The organism is Chryseobacterium sp. BGA-UO-ETr-SB22 (assembly GCF_059567885.1).
The window spans coordinates 1,151,683-1,169,531 of the sequence record NZ_JCAQOV010000005.1; the positions used below are offsets into that span (position 1 = coordinate 1,151,683).

Here is a 17,849-nt window from a genome sequence, read left to right on the forward strand (position 1 = left end):
TAAATTTGTCCCAAGAAATTAAAACAAGAAATGAAAAAAATAACTACTCTTTCTGGTATTGTACTTTGCTCACTGGTGAATGCCCAATTGCAATATTGCATGCCTGCATTTCAGTATGGAGCTGACAGCAATATGATCAGTAATGTTACTTTCGGAAGCATTAATAATTCATCACCGGTTCAGTCCGGAAATGCGCAAATTTATGAGAATTTTACATCAATGTCTACAGATTTGCAACATGGAAGTAATTATAATATATCTGTAACTGGTCCTTCCAGTACATTTCCGAGTGATGTAGTTGTTTTTATAGATTTTAATCAGAATGGTAATTTTGACGATGCCGGAGAAAGCTTTTATATCGGAAGACTTGAAGCAGCCAATCCAGCCAATGCATTTACGATCAACAATACAATAATGATTCCTGCTACTGCAGCCAATGGAAGTACAAGAATGCGCGTTCTCAAAAATACAAATGTTCAGGCTTATTCTGATTCTTCAGCTCCCAACTCTATCAGTTCAGCCTGTGATTCTGGTTTAAGAGCAGGGCAGACGGAAGATTATACTGTCAATATCATTGGAAATACAGTGAATTTCCCGGCTCCTTACTGTGGTGCTGAAAATGTAACCAGTCTTACAGTAAGCGAAATAAGCAAGGTAGAATTTGCCGGAACCGTAAGAAACAGTGCTATTGATGGGAACTCAGACGTTCTTGAAAATTTTACAGCGACTGTCTTTACGGTTAACCGTGGAAATACCTATCCTATAACAGTAACAGGAGGTACACACGGACAGAATACCGTATCAGCCTATGCTTATATTGATTTTAACCATAATAATCAGTTTGATGCGGATGAAAAGTTTAATCTGGGGTATCTGGACAATTCCAATCCGGTGACTACTACAGAATCAGGAATTACATCTGGCAGTATTGCAATTCCGGCAGGAGCACAGCTTGGAGCAACCCGTTTCAGATTGGTAAAAGCCTATGAATCCAATTCATGGATGGGAACTCTGGAAAACCTTCCTTGCCCTTCAGGATGGTTTATCGGACAGGCAGAAGATTATACGATTGATATTCAGCCGGAAAGCCTTTCCACTGTAGAAGTTTCTAGAGATGCTTCAACCAATGTTAAAATATATCCAAACCCGACAACAGATTCGGTAACAATCAGGATGAAAGAAGGGCTGGAGAAATATGAAATTTATAATATGTCAGGGCAGAAGATGCTGGAAGGCAGTTCGATGACAGTTTCTATGAACAATTTTGTTCCGGGAACGTATCTTATTAAAATCCTGACAAAAAATCACAAAATAGTCACAGAAAAGATTATCAAAAAATAGACACATCATATCTAAATCATATCCATATCAATTTTTGTTTTTAATCGACAGGTCCTTTACCTGTCGGTTTTTTTTATGCAGATCATTGATCACTAAAAAGCAAGACTTACTGAAATGATTCCTCTTTATACTTGAAGGCTGGGTATTTTTTACCATAAAAGACACAAAAGTTTTTAGAACCAAAATTTGTGACTTTTATGGTTGAAAAGCTTATGCGATTTTGCTATATCTGATAACTACTTATTTGAAGCATAATTCCAAAAAGCATCTTCATCTTCAATATGCTCTGAAAATAACCAGACTTCTTTAACCTGTCCGTTTTCCATCCTTAACAGATCTATCCCTTTCATAGCTATTGACTGATCATTCTTCTCAGCTTTGAAATGAATAGAAGCAGAAACAAGATCACGATTGTCTGTTAAATACTCAATAGTGTCTATTGCAAAAGTACCATTGCTCCATTGTGCAAAATTTCCAAGATGGGCAAACACCTCAGCTTTACCCTTATAAATTCCCGACTGTACACCTGTTCCAGGCTGGTGCCATACAATATCATCTGCAAACAGACGATCTACTGTTTCAAAATCTCCTCTTGCGACAGCATTAAAATATGACTGAACGATTTCAATGTTTTTTGACATATTATTTTTTTTGGTTGATAAATATCTACAAATGTCTAATTTTGCTTTCAATTGTACAAGTACTTACCTTTAGGTATAGTACAGTGTTTTGGTTTGTAAACATTGATTATCAATACTATAAAAAATGAATTTAAATATCTCTGATGAAAACTGTCCGTTAAGAAAGACGCTGGAAATTATAGGCGGAAAATGGACAATGCTGATAATTTTTCAGATTAATGAAAGAACAATCCGTTATGGTGAGCTGAAACGTTGTATTGTGGGCATCAGCGAAAAAATGCTGATCAGCCAATTAAAATTTCTTTGTGAAAAAGGTATCGTTCATAAAAAGTCTTTCGCTGAAATTCCCCCAAAAGTAGAATATACATTAACAGATACAGGAAAAGAGCTGCTTCCGGTAATTAATCAAATCATACAGTTTGGAATCAGACATCAGATATAATATGCTGCAGACTTTCAAAACTAACAGGTTGGTTCTGCCGTAAATGTAATAGGTGGAAATCATTAAGTACTTTACGAACCTGATTCCAATAGATCCAATAGATCCTGTTTGGAAAGTCCCTGGAATTTTTTTCCATCGGTCGTAAGCAGATTTTCGGCCAGCTGCTTTTTCTTTTTTTGTAGCGTAAGAATTTTTTCTTCCACCGTATTAGAACAAATCATTCGGACGGCAATTACATTTTTGGTTTGTCCGATACGGTAGCTTCGGTCAATAGCTTGGTTTTCAGCAGCAGGATTCCACCATGGGTCTACCAGATAAATATAATCAGCCTGCGTTAGGTTGAGACCAACGCCACCAGCCTTTAAGCTGATCAGGAATACACGGATATCATTGTTTTTCTGGAAATTGGCTACCTTTTCTCCTCTGTCTTTAGTCTGTCCTGTAAGATATTCAAACTGAATTTTGTGACGTTCCAGCTCTGTCTTTATCAAATCTAGCATTCCGACAAACTGTGAGAAGACCAGAATTTTATGGTCTTTTGATTTCCCAAGGATCTGTTCCATCAAAATCTCGATTTTAACGGCATTTGCACCGGAATATCCCTCTTTCATCAGAACAGGAGAGTTACAGATCTGTCTGAGCCTTGTAAGCCCTGTCAGGACGTGCATGCTGTTTTTGTTCAGATCATCGTCGTCATTGGCTGCAATAAACTCACGAAGTTCCTTTTCATAAGCATCATAAATCTTGCGCTGTTCCGTATTCATTTCACAGTAGATAACCGTTTCTGTTTTCTCAGGCAGCTCTTTTGCAACCTGTTTCTTGGTTCTTCTGAGAATAAAGGGCTTTATCTTTTGCTGAAGTTCTAACGCCCGTTTACTGTATTCAAATTTATCAATAGGAATAGCATAAATATCCTTAAAATACTGCTTACTTCCCAAAAGCCCCGGACAAGCGAAAGAAAGCTGGCTGTAAAGATCAAAAGTACTGTTTTCAACAGGTGTACCAGTCAATACAATCCTGTTTCTCGATTGAAGCAGTCGCGCGGCTTTGTATCTTTCCGAATTTGGATTTTTAATAGTTTGTGATTCATCCAGAAATACGTAATTGAAATTAAAATTTTTCAGAAAACGGACATCCGAAAGCATCATTCCATAAGTGGTAAGAACGACTTCATAGTCTTGCATATGAGCAGTTGTTTTGGGCCTGTCTGCACCATAATGAAGCAGAACTTTTATAGAAGGTGCAAATCTGCTGAGCTCTTCCTGCCAGTTGAAAAGCAGGGAGGTAGGAACCACAATAAGATTCGTGGTGTGTCCCCGTTTTTCCCTCTGTGACAGAATAAAAGCAATGATCTGAATGGTTTTTCCAAGTCCCATATCATCGGCAAGACACCCTCCGAAGTTGAATCCATCAAGAAAATTAAGCCAGTTCAGTCCGTCATGCTGATAATCCCTAAGTTCAGCATTCAGCGCTGCCGGAATATTGACTTGGGGAATGTTTTTTACTTTTGAGAACTTGGTGGAATAAGTGGTGAGTTCTTCCTGAATCTCTTGGCTCAGTACTTCTTTTTCAAATAAAGAGGTGACTTCCGTGAAATTGATTTTCGGAATCTTTAAAAGTTCTTCGTCAATTTCTCCTGCATGAAAATAAGCGGCTATCTTTTCCATCCATTCTTCAGGAAGAATTCCCATGCTGCCATCATCCAGCTGAACGAATTTACTTTTATTGCGAATCGAGCGGTGAAGTTGTTTTAAAGAGGCTTCTTTAGGGCCAAAACCTACTTTTAATTTAGCATTAAACCAATCCAGCCCACTGGTGATCTGAATATTGATTTTAGCGCGGTGGGAATTTAATTTATTGTTTTTTAATTCGTTAAAGCCCAGTATCGTTACTCCTTCATTTCTCCAGGTGTCAAATGCTTCAAGAAACCAGTTGTTATCCAGAAACTTATCTCTGTGAAGATAAAAATACTGATAGCCGTCCATCTGCTCTTCAAAATCAGGATGCTGCTGCATGATCAAAGATGTAAAGCGGGCTTCTGCCGATTCATTTCTATCTATTTTAAACGGATTACCATTCTGATCTGTATCAAAAAGCTGCTTCCGTGAATAGACGGGAACTTCAACATCTCCGTATTTCATTACCGGTGTGATTCCTATATAATTTTCCTGCTGACGAAGATAAATCACTCTTTCCGTGTGATAATTCTTATCTTCAAGCTGTACTTTCGTTGCGACTTGTATGTAATTGTAATTTATATGAATACGTTCTTCTATAGTAGAGAGAATGTCCTTCATGAACGCCTCATATTTTGAGGAATGAATCAGTAAAATTTCATTATTAGCCTTAAAAAACCTGATGATTCTGAGCATGTCGGGATGCTCTACAAAACTGAAAATGTTTCGGTTATATACAAAATATTCATTTCTGAGAACAATATTTTTGAAAGGAACAGAGATATCATTAAATAACAATTTTCCCGTTATTTCGTAAAACGGATCTTTCTTAAATACAGATAATTGAACCTCGGCATCTAAAGTATTTAATTCAACTTGAGAAAGTGATTTTGCAGACACCGTTTCTGCAATTTCCCGGTCGTGATAATAGACATCCAGTTCCAAAGGATTCTGTACAATAAGTTTTAAAGCTTCCAGCTCTGAAGGATTGTAATCTTCATTATAATTATTCTGAAAAGAGATGATGGCTGTATAAAATTTTATGTCTGCCGGTTTCTCGGCTTTCCAAATCAGCTGCATGGCATCCACAGGAGTCACCGGATTTTTAAGCTTACCTGTCTGCGTTATTTCCGCTTCCATCAGAGAGAAGGTCATATGGTTATAATAGCGGTGCTTACCAATAACCAATATTTGCTTCTTACCTGTTTCCAATACAGCCAGTTCCTCCAGTTTGGACGGAAGCTGTGGAAGAAGATCTCTCTGAAACATCACATCCTCTACAGGAAGCATTTCCTTGATCTTAGGATGGATTTCAATTTTCCCATCTCTGTATTCCAGCTGGAAATATTGATCCAGATCCGGTTCATTTTCAAGACCATAGGCTTTTGCTTTAGGGAGAAAAGCTTTTTTACGGAGAGTGTCATCAAAAAACAGGCGGTAATTTTTATCCTCAATGATGCAATGGATGATTTCTGCCTGATGAGAACAAAGCAGGTCTTTCTGGCTATCACAAGTACAAGAGCAGAGTAGTGAACTGCCGATCTTGCTGATGCTGACCATTGGGAAATCCTGTAATGAAGATTGCTTTGTAAATATTCCTGTATTGTTTTCAATAGCAGCAGGGTAGATTTCGCGGAAATCCTTGATTCCGATGAATGCACTGTCTGAGGTATGTTTCAGCAGGTCATATACGGAAAGTGTACTGATATTAATGTTGTCAAGAATATATTCTGCCATAAAAATTGATGAAGGCAAACTTACAAAAAACAAATGTATTTGAGAATCCGTTTTGGCTACAGCTTACCCCATTTTGGCAACTCACAGGTTTGTTCTAATGCTGACCTTTGTCCTATAATTTTAAACCAAGAAAAATGAAAACAATTTTTATAACAGGTGCTTCTACAGGATTAGGAAAAGCAACTGCCCAATTATTTCAAAACAAAGGATGGAAAGTAATCGCTACAATGAGAAATCCAGAAGCTGCAGCCGATCTTGCTGCTTTGGAGAATGTAACCGTGCTTCCGCTTGATGTGACAAATTTTGACCAAATACAGTCTACCGTAAAACAAACATTAGAGCTGACTGACATAGATGTGGTTTTTAATAATGCAGGATATGGTCTTATGGGACCTTTGGAAGCTTTGGCTGATGACCAGATTGCAAGACAATTGAATACCAATTTATTAGGAGTTATCCGCGTAACGCAGGCATTTATTCCTTATTTCAGAGAGAAAAAGAGCGGAATGTTTATTTCCACTACTTCCATTGGAGGCTTAATTGCTTTCCCTTTAAACTCTATTTATCATGCTACAAAATGGGCATTAGAAGGATGGAGCGAAAGTATGGCTTTTGAACTTAATCAGTTTGGAATTGATATTAAAACAGTTTCTCCAGGAGGAATTAAGACCGATTTTGTAAGCCGCTCTCTGGACTCAGCATCCAGTCCGGCGTATGAAGACATGACGAATTCTCTGTTTTCTAAAATGGAAGGAATGATGGAGGCTGCTTCTACTCCTGAGCAGATTGCAGCAGTGGTGTACGAGGCTGCTACAGATGGCAAAAAACAGCTGAGATATGTAGCAGGAGAAGATGCTAAAGCAATCTATGCACAGCGCCTTGAATTAGGTGATGAAGCATTCAGAGAGCAGTTTGGTAAACAGTTTATTTAATCAGCTTTTTGGAAGACAGTATAAAGTAAATCACATTTATGCTGTCTTTTCAATCAAATAATTTATAATTTTATATCATGGAAAAGAAAGATAACATTCCTCTGAAAATATCATCCATATCAGAACTGCACGATATGTTGCAGCTCCCAAAACCGCTTCATCCGTTGGTAAGCCTTGTGGATAATACGAAAATGAGTATTAAAAAGGATACGCTGAAAAGAAGTTTTATCCTGGATTTTTATAAAATTTCGTATAAATATTCTACCACCGGGAAAATGGGCTATGGTCAGGGATATTATGATTTCAATGAAGGAGGTATGATGTTCACCGCGCCCGGACAGGTTCTTTCCACCGATGAAAATGCAGAATATTATGGCTATACATTAATGGTACATCCTGATTTTATCAGAAATTACCCTTTAGCAAAGAATATCAAAAACTTCGGTTTCTTTTCTTACGATACCAATGAGGCGCTGCACTTGTCTGATCAGGAAAAAACAACGATAACAGGGCTGCTGGATACTATTGAAAATGAATTGAATACAACGATTGATGAAGTAAGCCAGGATGTTATCATTTCTTATATGGATGTTCTTCTCAATTACAGCAACCGTTTTTATAAAAGGCAGTTTATCACAAGAAAGGCGGTAAACAGCGATCTGTTGACCAAAATGGATGTTGTGCTGGAAAATTATTTTAATCAGCAGGAAACCTTGAATAAAGGGCTTCCTACGGTAGAATTCCTTGCTTCCACTCTTAATTTGTCGCCTCATTATCTGAGCGATATGCTCCGTAATCTTACAGGGCTGAATGCCCAGCAGCACATTCACGAGAAATTGATTGAAAAAGCGAAGGAATATCTTACCACAACAGGCTTCTCGGTATCTGAAGTCGCCTATGCGTTAGGATTTGAACATCCACAGTCATTCAATAAACTGTTTAAAAAGAAGACAGACAAAACCCCTCTGAGTTACAGACAATCATTCAATTAGATATATCACCCGGTTCAATTACCGGGTGTTTTTTGTTATTGGTTAAAATGGAACATAAAAATGACAAAAACGGACTAGATTTTAATAGGGGGGCGTGTCTACCTTTGCAAAAGGAATTTTTATTACCCTGTTATAATGAACGAGAGAGAATCTTTTAATGCAAAAATGCCGACAGCCTGTTTTTTACTTTTCTTTGCCCATGGACTTGTTTTTTCTTCCTGGGCCAGCCGGATTCCTATTATTAAAACCGCTCTATCCATCAATGAGGCACAATTAGGAACCCTCTTACTTCTCATGCCGATAGGACAACTTTCAACAATGGTTTTGGCGGGAAAACTGATTAGTATCTACGGAAGCAGCGGGATTATTAAAAGATGCTTTATGCTGTATCCTTTTTTCCTTCTGTTAATTGGCTTATCACCTTCTTACTGGACATTGGCAATTGTTCTGTTCTTCTTTGGAGTTTCCGGAAATATGTGCAATATAGCGATCAATACGCAGGCGATTGAAATAGAATCTATTACCAAGAGATCCCTTCTCTCTTCTTATCACGGAGCCTGGTGTTTTGCAGGTCTTACGGGAGCTATTGTGGGTTTATTGATGATTAACCTTCATGTGGGAACTTTCTATCATTTTGTCACTATTTTTATTCTGGTAGGAGTACTTTGGTTCTACAGTAAAAGAAATCTGACCAATATTATTCATAAAGCAGAGCCGCAAACCCGGTCAATTTTTAAATCTGTGAATCCTACACTGTTTGGTTTGGGAATCATAGGATTTCTGAGTATGGCGATTGAAGGAGCGATGTTCGACTGGAGCGGGGTTTATTTTCAAACTATAGTTAAAGCACCTGAAAACCTTGTGATACTGGGTTATACAAGTTTTATTTTAATGATGACTTTAGGTAGGTTTATTGGGAACAGAATCATAGAAAGGTATGGGAAAAAGATCGTTTTGCAATGTTGCGGTATCCTGATGAGCGGAGGACTTTTTTTAAGCGTTTTCTTCCCGGAATTATGGATCTGTATCCTCGCCTTTATGATCATTGGTCTTGGAAGTTCGCTGAGTGTGCCGTCAGTTTACAGCACAGTGGGAAAGGTGAGTACGGTAGCGCCAAGTATTGCACTATCGTTTGTATCCAGTATTTCATTTTTAGGATTCCTGATGGGGCCGCCACTAATCGGATATATTGCTGAAAGTTTTGATCTTCGCTATTCATACGGACTTTTTGCCTGTTTTGGAATTTTACTGGCGATTATGGCCGGACAGATGAAGGTTTTCAGAAAATCATAACTTTTCAGGGAATTTTGACATCCGTTAGGTTTTTTTTGACATTTTCTGGTTCATTATTCCTTGTTAATCTTGCATTTCAAAATCTTTCTATCTTTATTAAAAATTTCCTTCTATGAAACAGCTCTTAGGAATTTTAACAGAATCTGTTATTGATCATTCTTTTTCTGTCAAGCGTTTGGAGGATGATATTCTCTATTCCGGAAGCTTTGTAAGACTCAATTATCACCATATTTTAATGGTTGAGAACGGCAGAGGGGTACTGAGTGTAGATGAACATTCTTTTGATATTGCAGGCCAGAAAATCTTTTTACTCTCTAAAGGCCAGATCTGTAAGTCTGAAAATCATTCTGATGTCTGTGGCTATCATATTTCTTTTGGAGACTGTTTTTGGGAAAGAGTGCCTTCCAGTGCCAGTAATTGTAAAGCGGTTTTGTTTAATAATGCTGCTGCGAATCAACAGCTGTTACCGGATCAGACTGAAACAGACGAATTCTTAAGTTTGTTTAAAATTTTACTGACAGAATACAAAACAGAGTCTTATCCCAATCAGATGGATGTGTTGGCAGCTTATTTAAAGATCATTATGATCAAATTAGCTAACATAAAAATCGTAAAGGAAGAAACTTTTGACAGTCAGGATTATATCATTTACCGCAAATTTATGGAGCAGTTGAGTGGTCAGTACCGAAGTCTTCATGCTGTGAATGATTATTCGGAAATGTTGAATATAACACCCAGAAGATTGAGTGAACTGTGTAAACGATGCAGTAATAAAAGCGCAAAAGAGATCATTAACGGACAGATTGTTGCGGAAGCGAAAAGACTTCTTCAGTTTAGCTCTTATACCGTAAAAGAGATTGCTTATCAACTTAATTTCGGAACCTCGGAGCAGTTCAGTCACTTTTTCAAAAAAAATACGGAAATATCTCCGGCAAATTATCGGAGTAATTTCATTCATATCGGAATATAATACAGAAGGAAATTTTGACATGTTATCTGTATTTATTGATATTCTCAGGCATTTGTAATCAGAATACCTTTGGATAAAATTACATAAAGCTATGTCAGTAAATCGTATGAAAGAAGTTGCCGGAATCATCATTCCGGACAGTAAAATCGCAACAGAAGCCACAGAGCTTCTATTGGAACACGGAACAGAATTTATCTACAATCATTCCCTGCGTGTTTTTTTATTCTCATCATTGAATGCCCAACGGGAAAACAAGGCTCATGATACAGAACTGTTATATGTGGCATCAGTATTTCATGATCTTGGGCTTGTTTCTCATTACAGCAGTTCTGACCTGAGATTTGAGGTAGACGGAGCCAATGCGGCAAGAGACTTTTTGAAAGGGCATGGGATTGCTCAGGATAAACTTCAGCTGGTTTGGGATACCATTGCACTTCACACTACTATTGGAATTGCAGAACATAAAGAGAATGAAGTAGCCTTAATGTATTCAGGAGTAGGATTGGATGTGATGGGAGAAGGATATGAAAACCTGAGTGCAGAGCATCGGGAGGAAATTATCAAAGCTTTTCCGAGAAATGATTTTAAAAAGAAGATTATTCCTACTTTTTTCGGTGGTTTTGAACATAAGACAGAAACCACTTTTGGAAATATTAAGGCGGATGTTTGCGCCTTAATGATCCCGAATTTCCAAAGGAAAAACTTCTGTGACTGTATTTTGCATTCGCCGTGGTCTGAATAAGCAAAAGAAATTTATGCTTACAATTACACAGCCCTGGACATTCTCAGATGATCAGGGCTATTATACGTTTATATCCAGTTTTCAATAAGATGAAACCACAACGCTTTTTCTTCATTTAACAGAAAAACAGCTGACGATTGTCTTTTGTTTGTAGTTTCTCCTGTGATCTGAGTCTCGATATAAGTAGCAAGACCATGATGATCGGAATAATGTACTTGTATATTTTCAACCTGAATATTTCGTTCCGGAAATTTTCCAAATACGGTGGGAAGCCAATCTCCAAGCATGGATAGTGTAACAGTATCTCCGTTTCCATTTATCATTCTGAAGTCCGGAGAGAATCCGGATAATAATTCGTTGTAAAGACTTTCCCGATTGTCTGTTTTACCCTGAAACCATTTTTCAATATTCCTGTGAAATTCTTCTATTTCCTGAATAATTTTTTCTGTATTGCTCATATTTAAATGTATAATTTTTTTGTTATTTAAATGTCTTTTAATCAATGAATTTCCTCAATTTATTTCCTGCCCTTATTCCAATAAGTTGAAAAATACCAATCATTCCCACAGCTATCACAAATGCTTCTTTGAATCCCAGAATTGAGATCAGATTAAAAAATAAAGTCCCAATAACAGCTCCGCCGGTCACACTTCCGATTTGAATGCCTATGCTTACCAGACCAGAAGCCTGACCAGCTTTATCTTTAGCAACCAGAGAAATAGCTGTGCGCATCATAACGGGCATAATAGTACCGTGCCCAAATCCGGCAATAAAAAGGGTAGTATGAGTGATAAAAGATGGTTTTTGCTGAAAATAGAAAGCAGCCGCACTGAGTAAAAATCCGGTCAACAACAATCCTAATCCTACGTAAATCATTTTGTCAGTAGCCAGTTTTGTCCGTGAAGTAATCAATGGTGCCAGAAAAAATGCAAGCCCATAAGGAACGATAGCCAATCCTGTCTGCATTGAGTTTTGATGAAGAAACTGCTGGAGGTAATAAGGATAGCAAATGAATAACCCTGCCGTGAAATTGTAAAAGAAAATAATAAGAAGGCTTAATGCAAAAGGTTTATGCAGCAGCAGTGCCGGATCTATAAGTATCGGACGGTTTTTTTGAAGCTGTTTTTTCTCATATTTTAGAAACATGATTATGAGTAAGATTCCGGAAAAAAGAATTCCGAAAATCCACCAGGCCCATTCAAATTTTTGTCCGAAAATAAGAGGACAGATGAGCATAAGTAAAGCCAGGATTAATAATAAAGCTCCTGTAAAGTCAATGCCTGTCTGTTCTTTCTTATTGCCGTCACTCATGGTAAAATGGATTCCCAGAATACAAATCACAGTAATAGGTACATTCACAAGAAAAACCATTTCCCAGGAAAAATTTCCCCAATGCATACTTAGAAGAACTCCGCCAAGCAATTGTCCAGCCACTGAAGCAAGCCCAAATACTGAACTGAAAAGACTCACAGCTTTAGGCTGCTCCTGACTGCTGAAAAGACCTTTTATAGAAGCCAACACCTGAGGGGCAAGCAATGATGCACCAACACCTTGAAACAGTCTGAAAATAATCAGCCATGTAACATCAGGAGAGAAGGCACAGGCCAGAGATGAGAACAGGAAAGTATATAATCCTGATATAAATACTTTTTTACGGCCGTAAATATCACCTAATCTTCCTCCACAAACAACAAGTGCTGCATACGTAAGTCCATAGATGGCAATGACCATCTGAAGCTGATGATCGCTGGCACTGAATGCTTTTTTGATAGAAGGCAAAGCCATATTGACAATAAAGTAATCCAGCGGAGAGAGAAATGCACCTGCAATCAGAAAATTGAGTGCCTGCCATCGTTTCGGATATGTGTTCATGTTTTTTTATACAAAAATACCCGCTTTGTGCTCTGTTAAAATTGTACTTTTGGAGGAAAATACAGTGTATAATGAAAGGACTGCCACTTGAAGAGATTGAGGTAAGAGAAATACAACTGAAAGAAGAAGAGATCATATTTAAAACAAAAGCTTTTCTCTCATTCGTTTATATTGTCAAAGGAAAAGGTACGCTTACCTATGATGATCGCAGTATTAACTTTTCTCAGGGTAAGCTTTTCATTATTCCTCAACAGGAAGAGTACCGTTTTGAGAGTGAAATTGCTCAGCTTATCAGTATTCAGTGTCCGGTTGAGTTTATTGATAAAATCAGACTAGAGGCAGACCGTATTGAAAGCTGTGAGAATTTGTATAAACTCCAGTACATCAGCCATAATTATCATGCGAGGGCTGGCTGTGTCTTCAGGAATAAAAATGATGAACAATTTGCGGAAACCCTAATTCTACAGATCGCGAATGAGTTCAAAAACAAAGCTGAGGATTATCTTATCATCCGCAATTGCATGTCGATCCTTCTCAATCTGATTGCCAGAAATATCATTCAGAGTGAAACTTCAGACCTTCAGGAAAACCGGAAGGCTTTTTCCATTATGAAGATCATAGCTTATATTCAGCAGCATATAAAAGACCGTGAGAAAAGTGGAATTCAGGTTATTGCTGAACATTTCGGGATTTCAGGGAATTATTTCGGAGAGTATTTCAAACAGCAGACAGGAGTTTCCTATCAGGATTATCTGCTGGATTATAGACTGAAGCTGGTTGAAACCTATTTAAAATACAGCAGTGTACGCTTAAGTGAAATCGCTTATGAGCTCCAGTTCAGTGATGAAAGCCATCTTTCCAAGCTTTTTAAAAAATATAGGGGAGTGACGCCCGGTGAATACAGAAAGAATTTCAAATAACTTTTATCTTAAATTCTTAATTCAAAAAAATACAAAGTTAACTATATAGTTGACTTTGTATTTTTATATATTTACAGCAAATATAGTTCAGATGGATTTTGATTTTATTAAAGAATTAGGATATAAAGCTTTGGATAGCAGACTGAAAAGAATCAGCGACAGGATGTCTCATGATGTTCGTAAATTTTATAAAGAATTCGGGATTGATGTTGAACCTAATTGGTATCTAGTGTTTATGCTGTTGAAGAAAAAAGGGGAAATTTCAATTACCAATATTGCTGAACCACTGGGATATTCACATCCATCTGTTGTGGTTATTGTCAAAAAAATGAATGAAAACGGTTATCTCATCATCAAAAAAGACAGTGTGGATAAACGGAAACAGATTATTTCATTGTCTCCCAAAGCCATTGAAATGCTTCCACAGCTGGAGCAGATCTGGGATAGTTGTGAAAAAGCAATCCTGAAAGTATTATCAGAAGATCTGACGATTTTCACGTATCTGGATCATATTGATCAGGAATTAAAAGATGAATCTTTCCATCACAGGTTTAAACAGGAATATTTAAAATCAACCCAATCATGAAAGCATTAATTCTCATCACAGCATTTCTTTTTTCCAATCTTATGATTTCGGCAACGGAAACAAAAATAATGGTACGCGCAAAAGCTAGAGATGCCAAATTTATCGGAACTTCACTAGGAGGAGCTCATATCATCATCAGAAATAAACTTAATCAAAGGATTCTGGCCGAAGGAAATACCACCGGAAGTACTGGAAACACAGATCTGATCATGAAAACTCCAAAAGTAAGAGGAAACTCAATTGCAGATGATCAAACCGGGGGATTTGTGGCAGCAGTAGATATTGATGAACCCACATTTGTGAATATAGAAGTCATTTCTCCTCTGAACAGCAAACAGGCCCAGGCGGTGGTAAGTACAGAATTATGGTTGATTCCCGGAAAACATATTCTGGGGGAAGGAGTTATTCTTGAGATCCCGGGATATATTATTGATATTCTGAAACCCAGAACCCATCAGTATATTGCTTTGAGCAGCATTAAAGATAAACCTTTCCTCTTTCAGGCTAATATTGTCATGATGTGCGGATGTGTCATTGATAAAGGAGGCGTATGGAATTCCGACGAAATTGAAGTGAAGGGCATTCTGAAAAAAGACGGCAAATTTGTGAAGAATATAGATATATCTTTGGTTTCAACCAATCTGTTTGAAGGAAGTCACCTCATCAGTTCTCCGGGAAACTATGAACTTGTTCTGTATGCATATCATGAGAAAACAGGAAATACGGGCGTAGATAAGGTAAATTATGTAGTCTTCGAGTAAATGAAATTACAATATTTGAATTTAAAGAGATCTTTCAGGATCTCTTTTTTTAATTGTAACCTTCAGAAAATGAATTATAAAACCTGAAGTTCTTTAAAAACCTCAATAATGGCTTCAATAAGCCCTTTATCTATAGTTTTTTCCGAAGCCGCATCTGGTAAAAGAGCTCTTAAGTCACCATGATCATCACGCTCAATAACCACTTCAGTTCCATCCACATCTACATAAAGCTTATATCCATAAGAGAATGTAGCCAGTTTTCCGTTGAAAAACAGCTCTTTCCCTTTATAGAAAACGGGTACTTCAAATTCTTCCATTATTATACTTTTCTACTCATTTAAAATCCGGCCAAAGGTCGGAAAATTATTATAATTATTGTGAAAATATTCAAACATGTAACCTTATGACTGTTATATTTGTCTAGCTTATGAATAACAGAACTTTAATACAGACCTATGAAAAATGTAAAAGTATATTTATTATTGACAGGCTTTTTCATAAGCCAGAATATGACGGCCCAGATAAAAGAATTGAAAGGAGCCAGTCTATCTCCAAAAGAAATTGATCGATTTATTGCTGTTCAGATGGATTCTCTTCAGATCCGGGCATTATCAATGGCTCTTATAAAGGATAATAAAATAGTCTATTTTAAAGCTGCAGGTACTAAAAATACTCAGCTTCAACCTGTTGATGAACATACTGTTTTTGAGGCAGCATCCATGACAAAACCGATGTTTGCCTATATTGTTCTTCAGCTTGCTAAAGAAAAAAAACTTAATCTGGATACTCCGCTGTATACCTATCTGCCTAATAATGATATTGCTTATGATAAACGCTATACCTTAATAACGGCAAGAATGGTTTTGGATCATACCACAGGATTTCCCAACTGGCGGGGAGATAATAAGCTGACCATTAACTTCACTCCCGGGACAAAATTTGATTATTCAGGAGAAGGATACGAATATCTTGCCCGTGTGGCAGAACATCTCACAGGTAGGAAAATGGAGGACCTTTTTCAGCAGTATATATTTAAACCCATGTCTGTTAAAAACTCTTATCTCACTTATAATGATTATGTAGCGAAACATATAACGGATGGCATTACAGATACCGGAGAAAGAGCCAGAAATCAGCCTTACCGGGAAGCCCGGGTATCCTCAAGTTTATATACGGAGCCCAGAGAATATGCAAAATTTGTCATTCGGCTCATGAAAGAAAGTGCAGACTCAAAAAGTATTTTTCAGGAGATGGCTGTTCCTCAGATAGAAATTCATGAACCGGATATGGATCCGAATTTGAAAATTGCGATGGGACTGGGTGTATTCGTAGAAAAAACACCGTACGGAGCCAAATATTATCATGGAGGAAGCAATGGCAACTGCTATAATTCTCTGTTTCAGATTTATAAAGATCAGAAAATAGGACTTGTTTATTTTATGGCAGGCTGTAAGCAGTGGGAATTTGCGGTAAGACTTAATAAGTTTCTGAACACCGGGAAATAGGACCTATTGAATTCTGTTTATCTTTAAAGGATGTTAGATTAAATTAGATAAACAAAGTACCTTTGAATATGAAAAATAAAGTCACCCTATTCTGGTTCAGACGTGATTTGAGACTGGAAGATAATATGGGTCTGCACCACGCTCTGCAATCTGACACTCCGGTATTAGCTGTTTTTATATTTGACAGCGATATTCTCGGGAAACTGGAAGATAAGGAAGACAGAAGGGTAGATTATATCCATCAGGCTTTGACGGATATCAATATTTCATTGAAAAAATACCATTCAAAAGTCAATACTTATTATGGTAAACCCATAGAGATATTCAGGGAATTATCAGAAGAGTATGATATTCAGGGTGTTTTCTGCAATCGGGATTATGAGCCTCAGGCGATTGAAAGAGACAAGGAGGTTTATTATTTCTTTACGGAAAAGAATATTCCTTTTAAAGCTTTTAAAGATCAGGTGATTTTTGACAAAGATCAGATTGTAAAAAAAGATGGACTGCCTTATACCGTTTACACCCCTTTTGCCAAGAAATGGAGGGAAGCATTAACTCCTGAACATTATACATCTGTTGAATTATCCTTTAAAAATCTCTTTTCACAGGAACATTCTGATATCCTTACCTTACAAGAGATCGGTTTCAGAAAAACAGATTTTGATTTTACAAAACCGACTCTGGATGCTTCCATTATTGATGATTACGATAAACACCGCGATTATCCGGCCTTACAGCATACCACACAACTCGGAATTGCTTTACGGTTTGGAACAGTCAGTATCAGGAAATGTGTGGCTTTTGCATTGAATCATAATGCAACATGGCTTTCAGAATTGATCTGGCGTGAGTTTTTTATGCAGATTTTATATCATTTCCCACAGGTAGTTCATCAATCTTTCAAAAAGCAGTATGATAATATCAACTGGCGGAACAATGAAGAAGAATTTAAACACTGGTGTGAAGGAACTACAGGATATCCTATTGTAGATGCCGGAATGAGACAGCTTAATCAGACAGGCTATATGCATAACCGTGTAAGAATGATTGTGGCGAGCTTCTTATGTAAGCATTTACTGATTGATTGGCGTTGGGGAGAAGCTTATTTTGCCTTAAAGCTGAATGATTATGACCTTTCTGCCAACAATGGGAACTGGCAGTGGGCGGCAGGAAGCGGCTGTGATGCGGCTCCTTATTTCAGGGTTTTCAATCCAACGGCTCAGGTTGAGAAATTTGATAAAGATATGCTTTATATAAAAAAATGGCTTCCGGAATGGAATACACCAGCATATCCCGCTCCGATAGTAGAACATGCCTTTGCCCGTGAAAGAGCTTTAGCAGAATATAAAAAAGGATTGGCATAAATAACAGGGATCAAAAAATGCCCAATGACTATAAAAGTCACTGGGCATCAACCAAATTAAATATGAAAAGTTACT

Annotated in this window: 17 protein-coding genes; 12 read left to right on the plus strand and 5 right to left on the minus strand. The window is 37.4% G+C overall.

From position 1 onward, the window contains the following. Positions 1-30: 30 nt before the first annotated feature. Entirely contained in the window at positions 31-1,341 is a 1,311-nt protein-coding gene (locus AC57AW_RS12475; RefSeq protein WP_496352130.1) for a T9SS type A sorting domain-containing protein, read from the plus strand. Between the two features lie 236 nt (positions 1,342-1,577). On the opposite strand, the gene AC57AW_RS12480 is transcribed toward AC57AW_RS12475, so the two are convergent. Next, positions 1,578-1,982, minus strand: a complete 405-nt coding sequence (locus AC57AW_RS12480) for a nuclear transport factor 2 family protein (protein WP_496352131.1) — start codon at positions 1,980-1,982, stop codon at positions 1,578-1,580. Between the two features lie 124 nt (positions 1,983-2,106). On the opposite strand from AC57AW_RS12480, the gene AC57AW_RS12485 reads away from it, so the two are divergent. Beyond that, positions 2,107-2,424 carry a winged helix-turn-helix transcriptional regulator gene (locus AC57AW_RS12485; RefSeq protein WP_496352132.1) on the plus strand — a complete coding sequence of 106 codons (318 nt, stop codon included), beginning with the start codon at positions 2,107-2,109 and terminating at the stop codon, positions 2,422-2,424. Positions 2,425-2,495: 71 nt separating this feature from the next. Here the strand turns inward: AC57AW_RS12485 and AC57AW_RS12490 are convergent, their stop codons facing one another. Continuing rightward, positions 2,496-5,837: a DEAD/DEAH box helicase gene (locus AC57AW_RS12490; RefSeq protein ID WP_496352133.1), complete on the minus strand. Its 3,342-nt coding sequence runs from the start codon at positions 5,835-5,837 to the stop codon at positions 2,496-2,498. A gap of 134 nt (positions 5,838-5,971) precedes the next feature. On the opposite strand from AC57AW_RS12490, the gene AC57AW_RS12495 reads away from it, so the two are divergent. From AC57AW_RS12495 to AC57AW_RS12515, 5 genes are all read left to right on the plus strand, one after another. After that, complete coding sequence (locus AC57AW_RS12495) at positions 5,972-6,769, plus strand: SDR family oxidoreductase (RefSeq protein ID WP_496352134.1); 798 nt, start codon at positions 5,972-5,974, stop codon at positions 6,767-6,769. Positions 6,770-6,846: 77 nt separating this feature from the next. Then, the gene (locus AC57AW_RS12500; protein ID WP_496352135.1) at positions 6,847-7,761 is read left to right on the plus strand and encodes a helix-turn-helix domain-containing protein; all 915 of its coding nucleotides are present in this window, start codon (positions 6,847-6,849) and stop codon (positions 7,759-7,761) included. Between the two features lie 135 nt (positions 7,762-7,896). Further along, the gene (locus AC57AW_RS12505; protein WP_496352136.1) at positions 7,897-9,054 is read left to right on the plus strand and encodes an MFS transporter; all 1,158 of its coding nucleotides are present in this window, start codon (positions 7,897-7,899) and stop codon (positions 9,052-9,054) included. Positions 9,055-9,166: 112 nt separating this feature from the next. After that, a complete protein-coding gene (locus AC57AW_RS12510) occupies positions 9,167-10,024 on the plus strand; it encodes a helix-turn-helix domain-containing protein (protein ID WP_496352137.1) in 858 nt (285 codons plus the stop codon). Positions 10,025-10,115: 91 nt separating this feature from the next. Further along, complete coding sequence (locus AC57AW_RS12515) at positions 10,116-10,766, plus strand: HD domain-containing protein (RefSeq protein WP_496352138.1); 651 nt, start codon at positions 10,116-10,118, stop codon at positions 10,764-10,766. 68 nt (positions 10,767-10,834) lie between these two features. Here the strand turns inward: AC57AW_RS12515 and AC57AW_RS12520 are convergent, their stop codons facing one another. Continuing rightward, a complete protein-coding gene (locus tag AC57AW_RS12520) occupies positions 10,835-11,224 on the minus strand; it encodes a hypothetical protein (protein WP_496352139.1) in 390 nt (129 codons plus the stop codon). A gap of 37 nt (positions 11,225-11,261) precedes the next feature. Continuing rightward, positions 11,262-12,638 (minus strand): MFS transporter, encoded by a 1,377-nt coding sequence (locus AC57AW_RS12525; RefSeq protein WP_496352140.1) that lies wholly within the window; start codon positions 12,636-12,638, stop codon positions 11,262-11,264. Positions 12,639-12,709: 71 nt separating this feature from the next. On the opposite strand from AC57AW_RS12525, the gene AC57AW_RS12530 reads away from it, so the two are divergent. The 3 genes from AC57AW_RS12530 to AC57AW_RS12540 all read left to right on the plus strand — a co-directional run bounded on the left by AC57AW_RS12530 (position 12,710) and on the right by AC57AW_RS12540 (position 14,905). Then, positions 12,710-13,558, plus strand: coding sequence for a helix-turn-helix domain-containing protein (locus tag AC57AW_RS12530; protein WP_496352141.1), 849 nt, complete (start codon positions 12,710-12,712; stop codon positions 13,556-13,558). Positions 13,559-13,649: 91 nt separating this feature from the next. Continuing rightward, positions 13,650-14,144 (plus strand): MarR family winged helix-turn-helix transcriptional regulator, encoded by a 495-nt coding sequence (locus tag AC57AW_RS12535; RefSeq protein ID WP_496352142.1) that lies wholly within the window; start codon positions 13,650-13,652, stop codon positions 14,142-14,144. Next, positions 14,141-14,905, plus strand: a complete 765-nt coding sequence (locus tag AC57AW_RS12540) for a hypothetical protein (protein ID WP_496352143.1) — start codon at positions 14,141-14,143, stop codon at positions 14,903-14,905. The genes AC57AW_RS12535 and AC57AW_RS12540 overlap by 4 nt, the downstream gene beginning before the upstream one ends. Positions 14,906-14,979: 74 nt before the next feature. Here the strand turns inward: AC57AW_RS12540 and AC57AW_RS12545 are convergent, their stop codons facing one another. After that, on the minus strand, positions 14,980-15,222 hold the full coding sequence (locus AC57AW_RS12545) for a hypothetical protein (protein ID WP_496352144.1): 243 nt from the start codon (positions 15,220-15,222) through the stop codon (positions 14,980-14,982). Between the two features lie 138 nt (positions 15,223-15,360). Here AC57AW_RS12545 and AC57AW_RS12550 point away from each other — a divergent pair, with 138 nt between their 5' ends. Continuing rightward, positions 15,361-16,410: a serine hydrolase domain-containing protein gene (locus AC57AW_RS12550; protein WP_496352145.1), complete on the plus strand. Its 1,050-nt coding sequence runs from the start codon at positions 15,361-15,363 to the stop codon at positions 16,408-16,410. 68 nt (positions 16,411-16,478) lie between these two features. Further along, complete coding sequence (locus AC57AW_RS12555) at positions 16,479-17,774, plus strand: cryptochrome/photolyase family protein (RefSeq protein WP_496352146.1); 1,296 nt, start codon at positions 16,479-16,481, stop codon at positions 17,772-17,774. Positions 17,775-17,849: the final 75 nt, after the last annotated feature.

Excerpts from the sequence above, each read along its gene's own strand:
- AC57AW_RS12480 (WP_496352131.1), bottom strand. The coding sequence starts at position 1,982 with ATGTCAAAAAACATTGAAATCGTTCAGTCATATTTTAATGCTGTCGCA.
- AC57AW_RS12550 (WP_496352145.1), top strand. The coding sequence starts at position 15,361 with ATGAAAAATGTAAAAGTATATTTATTATTGACAGGCTTTTTCATAAGC.
- AC57AW_RS12545 (WP_496352144.1), bottom strand. The coding sequence starts at position 15,222 with ATGGAAGAATTTGAAGTACCCGTTTTCTATAAAGGGAAAGAGCTGTTT.
- AC57AW_RS12490 (WP_496352133.1), bottom strand. The coding sequence starts at position 5,837 with ATGGCAGAATATATTCTTGACAACATTAATATCAGTACACTTTCCGTA.
- AC57AW_RS12475 (WP_496352130.1), top strand. The coding sequence starts at position 31 with ATGAAAAAAATAACTACTCTTTCTGGTATTGTACTTTGCTCACTGGTG.
- AC57AW_RS12530 (WP_496352141.1), top strand. The coding sequence starts at position 12,710 with ATGAAAGGACTGCCACTTGAAGAGATTGAGGTAAGAGAAATACAACTG.
- AC57AW_RS12485 (WP_496352132.1), top strand. The coding sequence starts at position 2,107 with ATGAATTTAAATATCTCTGATGAAAACTGTCCGTTAAGAAAGACGCTG.
- AC57AW_RS12515 (WP_496352138.1), top strand. The coding sequence starts at position 10,116 with ATGTCAGTAAATCGTATGAAAGAAGTTGCCGGAATCATCATTCCGGAC.
- AC57AW_RS12520 (WP_496352139.1), bottom strand. The coding sequence starts at position 11,224 with ATGAGCAATACAGAAAAAATTATTCAGGAAATAGAAGAATTTCACAGG.
- AC57AW_RS12495 (WP_496352134.1), top strand. The coding sequence starts at position 5,972 with ATGAAAACAATTTTTATAACAGGTGCTTCTACAGGATTAGGAAAAGCA.
- AC57AW_RS12500 (WP_496352135.1), top strand. The coding sequence starts at position 6,847 with ATGGAAAAGAAAGATAACATTCCTCTGAAAATATCATCCATATCAGAA.
- AC57AW_RS12505 (WP_496352136.1), top strand. The coding sequence starts at position 7,897 with ATGAACGAGAGAGAATCTTTTAATGCAAAAATGCCGACAGCCTGTTTT.
- AC57AW_RS12525 (WP_496352140.1), bottom strand. The coding sequence starts at position 12,638 with ATGAACACATATCCGAAACGATGGCAGGCACTCAATTTTCTGATTGCA.
- AC57AW_RS12535 (WP_496352142.1), top strand. The coding sequence starts at position 13,650 with ATGGATTTTGATTTTATTAAAGAATTAGGATATAAAGCTTTGGATAGC.
- AC57AW_RS12540 (WP_496352143.1), top strand. The coding sequence starts at position 14,141 with ATGAAAGCATTAATTCTCATCACAGCATTTCTTTTTTCCAATCTTATG.
- AC57AW_RS12555 (WP_496352146.1), top strand. The coding sequence starts at position 16,479 with ATGAAAAATAAAGTCACCCTATTCTGGTTCAGACGTGATTTGAGACTG.
- AC57AW_RS12510 (WP_496352137.1), top strand. The coding sequence starts at position 9,167 with ATGAAACAGCTCTTAGGAATTTTAACAGAATCTGTTATTGATCATTCT.